The organism is Streptococcus sp. 27098_8_109 (genome assembly GCF_041432295.1).
GTDB lineage: Bacteria > Bacillota > Bacilli > Lactobacillales > Streptococcaceae > Streptococcus.
The window spans coordinates 42,715-55,164 of the sequence record NZ_JAPVZJ010000013.1 but is presented as its reverse complement, the minus strand read 5'-3'; the positions used below and the strand labels follow the sequence as shown (position 1 = coordinate 55,164).

11 protein-coding genes are annotated in these 12,450 nt (G+C 38.6%); 1 reads left to right on the top strand and 10 read right to left on the bottom strand.

Going from position 1 to position 12,450, the window contains the following annotated elements:
• Positions 1-89: 89 nt before the first annotated feature.
• The 5 genes from O3664_RS06535 to pbp2a all read right to left on the bottom strand — a co-directional run bounded on the left by O3664_RS06535 (position 90) and on the right by pbp2a (position 3,866).
• The gene (locus O3664_RS06535; protein ID WP_371613798.1) at positions 90-569 is read right to left on the bottom strand and encodes a sigma-70 family RNA polymerase sigma factor; all 480 of its coding nucleotides are present in this window, start codon (positions 567-569) and stop codon (positions 90-92) included.
• Positions 570-689: 120 nt separating this feature from the next.
• Positions 690-1,226: a transcription termination/antitermination protein NusG gene (gene nusG, locus O3664_RS06530; protein WP_000376740.1), complete on the bottom strand. Its 537-nt coding sequence runs from the start codon at positions 1,224-1,226 to the stop codon at positions 690-692.
• 53 nt (positions 1,227-1,279) lie between these two features.
• Complete coding sequence (gene secE / locus O3664_RS06525; RefSeq protein ID WP_001210991.1) at positions 1,280-1,456, bottom strand: preprotein translocase subunit SecE; 177 nt, start codon at positions 1,454-1,456, stop codon at positions 1,280-1,282.
• A gap of 9 nt (positions 1,457-1,465) precedes the next feature.
• Positions 1,466-1,618 (bottom strand): 50S ribosomal protein L33, encoded by a 153-nt coding sequence (rpmG, locus tag O3664_RS06520; protein ID WP_001809375.1) that lies wholly within the window; start codon positions 1,616-1,618, stop codon positions 1,466-1,468.
• A 52-nt stretch (positions 1,619-1,670) separates the two neighbouring features.
• Positions 1,671-3,866 carry a penicillin-binding protein PBP2A gene (gene pbp2a / locus O3664_RS06515; protein ID WP_049550764.1) on the bottom strand — a complete coding sequence of 732 codons (2,196 nt, stop codon included), beginning with the start codon at positions 3,864-3,866 and terminating at the stop codon, positions 1,671-1,673.
• Positions 3,867-3,952: 86 nt separating this feature from the next.
• Here pbp2a and O3664_RS06510 point away from each other — a divergent pair, with 86 nt between their 5' ends.
• Positions 3,953-4,828, top strand: a complete 876-nt coding sequence (locus O3664_RS06510; RefSeq protein WP_004238891.1) for an RluA family pseudouridine synthase — start codon at positions 3,953-3,955, stop codon at positions 4,826-4,828.
• 67 nt (positions 4,829-4,895) lie between these two features.
• Here the strand turns inward: O3664_RS06510 and gap are convergent, their stop codons facing one another.
• From gap to adhE, 5 genes are all read right to left on the bottom strand, one after another.
• Positions 4,896-5,906: a type I glyceraldehyde-3-phosphate dehydrogenase gene (gene gap, locus O3664_RS06505; RefSeq protein ID WP_000260662.1), complete on the bottom strand. Its 1,011-nt coding sequence runs from the start codon at positions 5,904-5,906 to the stop codon at positions 4,896-4,898.
• 176 nt (positions 5,907-6,082) lie between these two features.
• Positions 6,083-7,384 carry an ABC transporter permease gene (locus tag O3664_RS06500; RefSeq protein WP_371613797.1) on the bottom strand — a complete coding sequence of 434 codons (1,302 nt, stop codon included), beginning with the start codon at positions 7,382-7,384 and terminating at the stop codon, positions 6,083-6,085.
• A complete protein-coding gene (locus O3664_RS06495; protein ID WP_261060756.1) occupies positions 7,353-8,036 on the bottom strand; it encodes an ABC transporter ATP-binding protein in 684 nt (227 codons plus the stop codon). Before O3664_RS06495 ends, O3664_RS06500 begins: the two co-directional genes overlap by 32 nt.
• A 431-nt stretch (positions 8,037-8,467) precedes the next feature.
• Positions 8,468-9,385, bottom strand: coding sequence for an XRE family transcriptional regulator (locus O3664_RS06490; RefSeq protein WP_084946517.1), 918 nt, complete (start codon positions 9,383-9,385; stop codon positions 8,468-8,470).
• A 123-nt stretch (positions 9,386-9,508) separates the two neighbouring features.
• Complete coding sequence (gene adhE / locus O3664_RS06485; protein ID WP_084946518.1) at positions 9,509-12,160, bottom strand: bifunctional acetaldehyde-CoA/alcohol dehydrogenase; 2,652 nt, start codon at positions 12,158-12,160, stop codon at positions 9,509-9,511.
• Positions 12,161-12,450: the final 290 nt, after the last annotated feature.

Genomic DNA, 12,450 nt, shown 5'->3' with positions numbered 1-12,450 from the left:
GAGTTGTTTTCAACTCTTACTATTATACAGACTTTTCTAACTTTGTCAACTACTTTTTCCTATTTTTTTCATTTTTTTTGCATAGCTTCTTACCGAGTACGGATATCAAACTCCTTAAACACAATACGTAAGTCTCTTAATACTCTTTGACGTCCTCGGAAGCGTTCATGTCTTAAGACGCGCTCTAACTCTTCTTGTTTGTCTTTACTTTGTTTGTTTCTATAATCTCGTAGTGTCTCATGAAAGAGATAATACTCATCTAGCCACAGACCTCCCTCACTGATACGATGACTAATTTCACCTACTTCTTCATAAGGTTCTTTATCATATCTACGCTTCTGGCTTTCTTGTTTACGGATATGGTCTAAAATTCGATTACGGAATTTAGTTTTGAAGTATTTTCGTAAACGAGGAATATCTTCTACTAGCTCTTCTTCTCTACTGATCAATTCATGTAAGCAGAGCATACCCTCTTGGTCCCAATCAGTTAACTCCCATAAATGCAAGTAATATTCATTTCTACTCTTATACACAATTCCCTGGACTTCTTTATACAATTCTTTAAACATAACGTCCCCCTTTCTAGATACAGTCTAACAGATTCAGAAACACTTTTGGCACGTTTCATCCATTCTGTTCCCTACACCGTCTAAACTGCACAAAAAAGAGAGGTCTTGCCTCTCTCAGGGTTATAATTCTGCAATTTGGTTTAAGTTTACTTCTGCAACTGTGTCATTACCAAACATAGAGATAATCATCTTCACTTTATTGTTATCAATCTCTGTAATCTTACCAGTATAGTCTGCAAAAGCACCATCAATGATACGTACAGTTTGACCAACTTCAACATCGATATCAAACTCTTGTACAGTTTGTCCCATAGAAACCAAGATATCACGGATTTCTTGTTCCAATAATGGAGTTGGTTTTGATCTATTTCCGTGAGATCCGACGAATCCTGTAACGTTTGGTGTGTTTCGAACAACAAACCAAGCTTCATCTGTCATGACCATTTCTACAAGAACATAACCTGGAAAGCGATTTTCTTCTACTTCTTTTCTCTTTCCATTTTTTTCAACTTGCACTGTTTGTGTTGGAATTTCAACACGTAAAATATTATCCAACATATTGTAGGTTTGTGCACGTTGTAATAGATTTTCTTTTACCTTATTTTCATAACCAGAATAAGTTTGTAAGACAAACCATCCTTTATCAAAACTATCCATGATACTTCCTTTCATAATAGAAGACTTTTAGCGGGAATAACTCCACAGTTCTTCTAAAAAATGTTAATAAATCGAATCAAACCTGAAACAATCAACTGGTCAAAAATATAAATAATCACAACAAAGAAAGCAGTGTATTCCATGATAGAACGAAAATCTCTCCAGCTTTCCTTGCGAGTTGGCCATGTTGTGTCTTTAAGAAGTCTAAAAATATCTCCAATAAAACGCATCGCTCTCTCCTATCTCGTTTCTCTGTGTGTAGTATACTTACCACAATGTTTACAAAATTTATTTACTTCTAGTCGTGTTGGCTTGGGGTTTCCACTGATCTTGATTGAATAGTTTCTAGAACCACAAACCGCACAAGCTAGGCTTGCTTTTTTTAGTGCCATAACGCCTCCATCTTATCTATTATAACAAGAAAGCTAGGCTTTGACAAGCATCTTAACGAAATAGATTGACTACCGAATCCCATATTGTTTGTGCTTTTTCCTTAATTTTAGCATCTGATATAGCACGACTCGCCTCATCTACCAGATTTTGTGCACGACTTCTAATATCAGAAATGGTATCATCCGTCTGATTGGTTTCGTTACTCTGTACTTGATTACTTGTATTGGCTGGTGCAATTCCATTTTGCTTATAAGCATTTTCAACTGTAAAGGTACTTCCTGGCGTATAAGGTAAAATTGTATTTGCAATGTTTCTAAAGACATGGGCTGCACCGTTTGAAGTAGATCCTGCTAGATAGTGGCTTTCATCAGTGGTAGGGAAACCAAGCCAGTGACTAATCACCACATCCGGAGTATAACCAATTACCCACTGGTCACTTGTATATACCGGATTAAAAACTGCTTCAGTTGTACCAGTTTTTCCAGCCATAACATAATCTGCAGGTGATGAACTAATACCTGTTCCGTTTGTGAATGTCCCCAACATCATACTGGTCATCTTGTCAGCTACAGACTTATCGATCACCCGCTTTTGTGAATTCTTATGGCTTGCAATAACTTGTCCACTAGCATTTTCAATTCTACTAATAAAATGAGCTTCCGGCATTAAACCTTCATTTGCAAAGGCAGCATATGCTTGAGCCATTTGAAGAGGATTGGTTTCGACACCGCTTCCCAAAGCAACACCAAGAACACGGTCGACTTTTTCCATGTTGAGTCCGAATTTTTCTCCGGCCTCAAAAGCCTTGTCAACACCCAAGTCATTAACAGTGGCAACAGCAGGTAGATTAAGCGATTCTGCCAAGGCTTGATACATAGGAACTTCTCGACTCGTTTTGATTCCTGCATAGTTATCAACCTTATAGCTGTCATACTGCATGGTATGGTTATCCAACTGCTTATTCAAGGCCCAACCTGCTTCAACTGCTGGCGTATAAACAACTAAAGGCTTAATTGTAGAACCAGGACTACGTTTTGATTGGGTTGCATAGTTGAAATTCCGGAATCCAGTTTTATCATTGTCAGCAACTTGACCAACAACTCCACGAACTCCCCCTGTTTTCGGTTCGAGAGCTACACTTCCTGATTGAGCAAACGTTCCATCCTCTGCCCTCGGAAATAGTGAGGTATTTTCATAAACAACCTGCATATTTGCTTGGTAGTTTTGGTCCAGCTCTGTGTAAATGCGATAGCCATTGTTGACAATCTCTTCCTCTGTTAGATTATACTTGGAAACAGCTTCATTAACCACCGCATCAAAATAAGAAGGATAGCGGTAATCTGATATTTTTCCTTCATACTTATCTTGTAATCGCGAAGCCATATCAATTCCTGCAGCTTCGGTTTCTTGATTTTTATCAATATAACCCGCTGCAACCATATTTTGTAAAACAGTATCTCGACGATTAGTCGAATCTTCTAAGGAATTCAAGGGATTATACAGTTCCGGTCCTTTGAGCATCCCTGCCAGAGTCGCAGCTTGATCCAGACTCACTTCTGATGCTGAAACTCCAAAGTATTTCTTACTCGCATCTTCTACACCCCATACACCATTTCCAAAATAAGCGTTGTTAAGGTACATGGTTAAAATTTGATCCTTACTATATTTTTTTGTTAATTCTAATGCAAGGAAAAATTCTTTCGCTTTTCTCTCAACAGTTTGATCCTGCGACAAATAGGCGTTTTTAGCCAGCTGTTGGGTAATGGTAGAGCCACCACCTGAACGTCCAGCAGTGACAATAGCCAAGAAGAAACGACCATAGTTAATCCCGTCATTTTTATAGAAAGAACGGTCTTCTGTCGCAATAACGGCATTCTGCAAATTTTTACTGATATCAGTCAATTCAACATAAGTTCCTTTTTGACCAGACAAGGCACCAGCCTCTTTTTCTTCACGGTCAAAAATGATAGTCCGAGTTTTCAAGGCGTTTTGCAAATCGTTAACATTGGTTGACTTAGCTACAGCAAACAAATAGGTTCCAACTAGCAAGCCTGCACTCAAACCTAGTATAAGGACAATCTTTGTTAGATGATAGCGACGCCAGAATTTTCGAATTGGACCTACTTGGGCTAATTTTTTTCGATCACTACGAGAGCGACGTAAGCTAGTAGAATCAGAGTCCTCTAGTTCACTTGTTTCTTTTTTAAAAAGAGAAAGAAATTTCTCAAATAATTTATCTAATTTCATGCGTTTATTTTATCATCTTCATCATAGGAAGACAAGAATTTAGCTATTTCCTATCAAAATAGGGCTTTTTTTGTTACAATATCTGTATGCAATTCACATTTACATTACCAGACTCTCTACCTCAAATGACGGTAAAGCAATTACTTGAGGAACAACTCCTCATTCCTAGAAAAATCCGGCATTTTTTGAGAATCAAGAAACATATTTTAATTAATCAGCGAGAAGTTCGCTGGAACGAGATGGTAAATCCTGGAGATATTTGCCAGTTAACGTTTGACAAGGAAGATTATCCCGAAAAAGAAATCCCTTGGGGCAATCCTAACCTCGTTCAAGAGGTTTATCAAGATCAACACTTGATTATTGTCAACAAACCAGAGGGGATGAAAACGCATGGTAATCAGCCAAACGAAATCGCCCTTCTTAACCATGTCAGTGCCTATGTTGGCCAAACCTGCTATGTCGTTCATCGTCTGGACATGGAAACCAGTGGTTTGGTTCTCTTTGCCAAAAATCCTTTTATCCTGCCTATTCTCAATCGCTTACTGGAGAAAAAAGAGATTTCTAGGGAATATTGGGCACAGGTCGACGGACATATCAACAGCAAAGAACTTGTTTTCAAAGACAAAATTGGACGTGATCGCCATGATCGCAGAAAGCGAATAGTTGATACAAAAAATGGACAATATGCTGAAACACATGTAAGCAGATTAAAGCAATTCCCAAACAAAACTTCCTTGGTTCGTTGCAAACTAAAGACAGGGCGAACCCATCAAATTCGTGTGCACCTTTCGCATCATAACTTCCCTATTTTAGGCGACCCTCTCTATAATAGTAAATCAAAAACAAGTCGGCTTATGCTCCACGCCTTTCGACTGTCCTTTACCCATCCGCTTACTCTAGAGAAATTAAGCTTCACTACCCTATCAGATACTTTTGAAAAAGAGTTAAAAAAGAATGGATGATAGCGTCATCCATTTTTAAATATTTAAAAAGCAAGACCAGAGGCCTTGCTTTTTATCGACTCATGAATTATTTAGCGATTTTTGCGAAGTATTCAAGAGTACGAACAAGTTGTGCAGTGTATGACATTTCGTTGTCGTACCATGATACAACTTTAACCAATTGTTTACCGTCAACGTCAAGAACTTTAGTTTGAGTTGCGTCAAACAATGAACCGTAAGACATACCTAGGATATCTGAAGATACGATTGGATCTTCAGTGTATCCGTATGATTCGTTTGAAGCTGCTTTCATAGCTGCGTTCACTTCGTCAACAGTAACGTTCTTTTCAAGAACTGCTACCAACTCAGTTACAGAACCTGCTGGAACAGGAACACGTTGAGCAGCTCCGTCCAATTTACCGTTCAATTCTGGGATTACAAGACCGATAGCTTTTGCAGCACCAGTTGAGTTAGGAACGATGTTTACAGCACCAGCGCGAGCACGGCGAAGGTCACCACCACGGTGTGGTCCGTCAAGAATCATTTGGTCACCAGTGTAAGCGTGGATAGTAGTCATCAATCCTTCAACAACACCAAAGTTGTCTTGAAGAGCTTTAGCCATTGGAGCCAAGCAGTTTGTAGTACATGAAGCACCTGAGATAACTGTTTCAGTACCGTCAAGAACGTCGTGGTTAGTGTTGAATACAACTGTTTTAACGTCGTTTCCACCAGGAGCAGTGATAACAACTTTTTTAGCTCCACCAGCGTGCAAGTGTTTTTCAGCAGCTGCTTTCTTAGCAAAGAAACCAGTAGCTTCAAGAACGATTTCTACACCGTCGTTAGCCCAGTCGATTTGTTCTGGATCACGTTCAGCAGAAACTTTGATGAATTTACCGTTAACTTCAAATCCACCTTCTTTAACTTCAACAGTACCGTCGAAACGACCTTGAGTTGTGTCGTATTTCAACAAGTGTGCAAGCATAACTGGATCTGTAAGGTCGTTGATACGAGTAACTTCAACACCTTCTACGTTTTGGATACGACGGAAAGCAAGACGACCGATACGTCCGAAACCGTTAATACCAACTTTAACTACCATTAGTGATTTCCTCCTTATGAAAATCATGAAATTTTTATTGTGAAAAGAGTAACTTGAATCACTACAAATCACCTTTCAACAAACCTATTATATAACTATTTAAGTTTAATTGCAAGTACGGACATTGTTTTTCTATGTTAGTTTCTTTTTCAGGCTATAAATCAAGAACTTCCTTACTATTCATATCGTAGCGATTCTACAGGATCCATTTTACTAATTTTACGTGCTGGGAAGTAGGCTGAGACATAACCAAGTAATAGAGCAAAAGCTAGAGTTCCTAAAATAGATAGAAGATTTAATTCAAAAACCTTAGTGATGGATGGGTAAAAGTGATTTACAACCGCATTCGCCAAACTTCCCACCCCTTGTGCAACCAAAAATGCCAGCAGCAAGGCGATTCCTACAATCCAAATAGCCTCGTAAATAAAAATTCCTTTGACATCGCGATTTTGATAACCAACTGCCTTCATGACACCTATTTCCTTAGAACGTTGCATGATATTGATGTAAATAATGATACCAATCATGACCGCTGCTACCACAATAGCTTGTGATGAAAGTACAATCAATAATCCCTGAATAACACGAATAAAGGTAATCACAATATCAAGAACCTTCTGTTGAGAAAGCACAGTATACTTCTTATTTTTCTGTAATTCTTCTGTTATCGCTTTTGTCTGTGATGGATCTTTGAGTTCCAGGATAAAATAAGATACAGCTTTTGTAAATCCAGCTTCTTTCAAAATCGTTTCCATTTGATGAGACGGCATGAAACTGTTGCTGTCCTCCATGTCATCTTCATCATTGATTACACGTACAATCTTCGTTTGAAATTGAGCAATCTTACTAGCTTCGGCAGCATTTTCTACAATGCTGGCTGAGACTGATTTGCCAATAAGATCAGTAGCTGTCAGATTGTTTCCTGTCTGTTCATTCCAATTTTTTAGTAAACTGCTTGGAATCGTCAAGCCCTGTTCATTTGCATCAGTATAGAGGGAACCGGCTAATACTTTGTCCGCCTCATTACTACTAACAGAAATACTTGTATCCTCATAGAGACTCACTACTTGAGCATAAGAAGGCATCATTTGACTCAGATCCATTTCTTGACCATCTATAGTAATATTTGACATGGTCATCCCAAAAGGACTCTCCAAATATTTAATAGCTTCTTTCCCAACTGTATCCGTGATATAGTTCTTATCATCTTGGTTCAAAAAGCCTCGTCCAACATTTTTTGTGTTTAAAGCAATCTGAACTTGAGAAGGAATTTGACCTCCATTCGTATTTTCATCAATCATCGAAATCAAAGCATTTCCCAAGCCAAAAGAAATTAAGACTCCTACAAAACCGATTGAGGTTGCTAGCGCAATCAATAGGTTACGCCATTTTCTTTCCATAAAGTTATTTAAAGAAAGTTTGAATTTATTTTTCAATGATAATCCTTTATTTTTTGACTTCTTCAACGACTTCACCATCCTTCATTTTGATAATCACGTCTGCATATTCCGCAACCTCTGGATTATGGGTTACGATCAATACTGTTTTCCCTGTTTGGGCTAAATTTTTAAATACTTCCAATACCATTTCTTGGGATTGAGAATCCAGCGAACCCGTTGGCTCATCTGCTACAATCATATCTGGCTGATTTACCAGTGCACGCGCGATTGCTACACGTTGCTTTTGCCCACCAGAAAGCTGTTTAACATTTTTAGCAATAAAAGGCTCCATGCCCAAGTTACTTAATTGCTCCTTTGCAATCATTGTCATCTCCCTGTCAGATAAATCTTTGACATAGAGAGGTAGCTTGACATTGTCCAAGACAGACTGATGTGGAATGAGGTTAAAGTTTTGAAACACAAATCCAATCTTATCTTTACGAAATTGAGTTAGTTCAATCTCTGATAAGTCACGGAGGGATTCCCCTTTAAATTCTAAAACTCCTTCATATTGTCTATCTAGACCACTGATAATGTTTAGCAAGCTAGTTTTGCCACAGCCTGACGGACCGTAAATCGCTGTAATTTTACCTTTTGCAATCTGCAGGTTAATATTTCTTAGAGCCTGCTCTTGATGTTTACCGTCCAAAGTGTAAAACTTTGAAATATTTTTAATGGATAAAATGGACATTCTTTCCCCCTTGTTTAAAACCGTTATCGTCATAACATCATACTTATAGAAAATCCTTCAAGCTACATCAGCGCTGATTTACCCTTTAAGTCTACTACTTAGAACTTTCTCTCTATTCCCTAGTTTGCTTCTAGATGTATATCAAGTAAAATTCATTTTAACAAAAAAGCGACATTTCTCCAATGACAGAAATGTCACTATTTTATTTAAACTGGTAAAATTAGAGAAAAAAGCTATCTAAACTAATCTTCAAAAATATTACATTTCTCAAAATATAATATAAATTAGACTAGACAAAAAATCAATTCAAAGCTAACATTTAAAACGTCTTTCCATAATAAAAGGCATAATATCAAAGTTTTTGTATAACTGATATTATGCCTTTTATTGTGAAAACATTTACTTCATTTGCTCCTGAAATCAAGTTTTTCTCAGAATCTTTTATTATCCTCAGTCCATTCCTTATCTAAACTAACGATTAACTGCTCATTGCCAAACATCCTTGCCATCATTTTTGCTTCTTCATACTTTTGTTTGGCTGTATCATAATCCATCTGAATATAATATTTCCACTCCACCATCAAGACAATCGGTTGTTTTTGAAAATCTCGTGTTTTTTGCCCTATTTTATTTAAGGTCTCGACTGCCCTCTTAAAATAATGAAGCAACCCCATAACCTCTATACAAGTTAAAGAAGCTAACAAGGAGTCTCTAAGTAAGTCCAAACAATCGAACTCTATCTTATCAACCTGAGAACTTAATTTGTCATGAAAATAAAGAATAGTTTCATGCTCAGACTTTTTTATCTCACCCTCGTTTAAACCATCCATTAACTGACAAAGAAAATACAGTCTCAATTTCAACAATTCCTCAGCCTTATATACATCTCTGGATAGTAAGTCTTGAAGACTGTCCTCAATCACACCACTTCCGTATAAAGAATTACTAGTCGCTCTCACTGCATCTATTGCCTGAAGGCAGTCCACTATCATCTTCTCATCACGGGGCAGGTCATCATAAAAACACTCGAAAATCTCATCAAAATATTCTTCCTTTTGTTCTTGCAACTCCTTGTCTCCATAGTCAGGGTGATGTAAAAGAAAGTACTTTAATTCTTGGTAGCGTTTAGGCAGTTCCTTATAATCTGGCATCAAGACGTAGGATGGAATTTCTAATCTATCTGCAATATATTCTAGTGTTTTTATAGTCGGTCGAAATTCTCCTTTTTCGATTCTCACCAACTGACGCACTGATAATTCAGACTCATCCCCACAAAAAACTGGACGACTAAGTCCTTTCTCCTCTCTTAAAAGTCGCACTTTATCCCCTAACTCATTTATCTTGTTCATTTGCCCCTCGCATGATTATAAAAGATTTGATTTTCAAATAAATATATGCGATGATTATACCATTTTTCAAATAGAATTACAAAAAAAGAGACAGGGATTCCCTGCCTCTAGGCTGATAAACAATTATTTACGGCGTCCTGGTCTTTCTTTGTAGCCATAGTAAGAATCTTCGATGATTTCTTGCATATGGTCAACCATTGGAAGGCGTGGGTTAGCTGGTGAACATTGGTCTTCGTAAGCAAGGAAGGCTAATTCACGTGAATGTTCTTTCCATTCTTTTTCGTCGATACCTTGTGCTTTGAAGTTCATTTGGATACCTACGCGCTCACCAAGTTCGTAGACAGCTTTTGCGTAAGACTCCACACCTTCTTCTGGAGTAGAAGCTGGAAGTCCAAGCATGCGTGCGATATCTTGGTATTTTTCATCTGCACGGTAGTAGTTGTACTTAGGCCATGTTGCTGTCTTAGCTGGACGTGTACCGTTGTAGCGGATGACGTATGGAAGCAAGATAGCATTTGTACGACCGTGGATTGTGTGGAATTGGGCACCAATCTTATGTGCCATTGAGTGAGAAATACCTAGGAAGGCATTGGCAAAGGCCATACCAGCGATTGTTGAAGCGTTATGCATTTTCTCACGTGAGTGGAAGTCTGCATTCTTAACTGAGCTTTCAAGATTTTCGAATACAAGTTTGATTGCTTGAAGTGCAAGACCGTCAGTGTAGTCGCTAGCCATTTGTGATACGTAAGCTTCAGTCGCGTGGGTCAATACGTCCATACCAGTGTCCGCAGCAACAAATCCAGGAATTGTCAATACCAAGGCAGGGTCTACGATTGCCACAGTTGGTGTCAATGAGTAGTCAGCGATTGGGTATTTACGATTATTTGCTTTATCAGAGATAACGGCAAATGGCGTTACTTCAGATCCTGTACCAGATGTAGTTGGGATCGCGATGAATTTAGTCTTCTTACCAAGCAATGGGAATTTGAAGGCACGTTTACGGATATCCATGAATTTTTGGACAAGATCACGGAAATCCACTTCTGGCTGTTCATAGAAGAGCCACATTACTTTAGCGGCATCCATTGGAGATCCACCACCGAGAGCGATGATTGTATCTGGTTTGAAGGCACGCATAATCTCAGTACCACGTTCAACCGTAGTGATATCTGGGTCTGGTTCTACATCAGCAAAGATTTGGTAAACCACCTTATTGCGACGAAGGTCAAGTTGTTCGATGATACGATCAAGGAAACCAAGCTCTACCATGGCATGGTCAGTAACGATCATGACACGTTCAACGTCACGACATTTTTGAAGGTATTGAATTGAATCACGTTCAAAGTATGTTTTTGAAGGAAGTTTCATCCATTGCATGTTATTTCTCCGTCTTCCGACTTTTTTGATATTCAAGAGGTTAATGGCACTAACGTTATCCCCAACTGAGTTGCGTCCGTAAGAACCACATCCGAGTGTCAATGATGGCAAGAAGGCATTGTAAACATCCCCGATACCACCGAAAGTAGAAGGTGAGTTACAGATAACACGAATAGCTTTAACAGCTTTACCAAATTCTTTAGTTAATTCTTCGTCAGCTGTGTGGATAGCTGCTGAGTGTCCAAGACCGTTAAATTCAACCATTTGACGAGCTTTGGCAATACCATCTTCACGGCTTTCAGATTTCAAAACTGCGATAACTGGTGATAATTTTTCACGGGTCAAAGGCTCGCTTTCACCAACTTCTTTACATTCTGCAGCAAGAATGTTTGTTCCTTCTGGAACTGTAAATCCTGCTTGCTCTGCAATCCAAGTTGCTGGTTTACCAACGATGTCAGCGTTCAATTTCGCACCAGCACAGTTTTTGCTGTTTGCTTTCACGCCGAAGCAGAATTCTTCAAGAAGAGCTTTTTCTTTTTTGTTTACAAAGTAAGTGTGGTAAGATTTGAACTCTGCTACAAATTCATCGTAAATTTCTTTGTCAATGATAACCGCTTGCTCTGAGGCACAAACCATACCGTTATCAAATGATTTAGACATAACGATATCGTGTGCTGCTTGACGGATGTTTGCTGATTTTTCAACATAAGCTGGAACGTTTCCGGCACCTACCCCAAGAGCTGGTTTACCACATGAGTATGCGGCTTTAACCATGGCATTACCACCTGTTGCAAGGATTGTCGCAACACCTTCGTGGTTCATAAGGGCACTAGTTGCTTCCATAGATGGTTCAGTGATCCACTGTACGCAGTTTTCAGGAGCTCCTGCTTTAATCGCAGCATCACGAACGATTTGAGCTGCGTGAGCTGATGATTCTTGAGCTGATGGGTGGAAGGCAAAAACGATTGGATTACGTGTCTTCAATGAAATCAATGATTTGAAGATTGCTGTTGATGTTGGGTTTGTTGTTGGAGTGATACCACAGACAACACCAACTGGTTCAGCAATAAGAGTCAAACCTGTTACATCGTCTTCTTCGATAACGCCAACTGTCTTAGTGTGGCGCATGTTGTTTACTACGTGTTCACAAGCAAACAAGTTCTTAGTTGCTTTATCTTCAAATACACCACGTCCTGTTTCTTCAAAGGCATGTAAAGCCAATTCTCCGTGGGCATCCAAAGCTGCCACTGACGCTTTAGCTACGATGTAGTCGACCTGTTCTTGGTCGAGTTTACGCATTTCCTCAAGAGCAACTAAAGCTTTTTGCACCAAGCCATCGACATGCTTTTCAGCAGCGAGTTTTTTTTCTTCTGGTGTCACAGTTTTTTTATCAGCCATATTTTCCTCCATAGCTTTCAAGGATCGATATCCTTTGTTAATTTTTTCACAAGTTTATTATAACGCATTATTTCAACTTTGTAAACAGTTTCATAAACATTTCACAAAGAATTTTTGGTTACTTGTGAATTTTTTCTCATTATCTTTTCTCCACAAGCTTTTTCTTTAGAGTTTGTGAAATTTATTTCAAAAATTTTTTATTTCACAACCTTGCTTGGAAGAGAGACTTGGAAAGAAAAGGATTTGCAGGTAAGCGCTTACTTAAAGCTTATAACAATACCTCCTTTGAT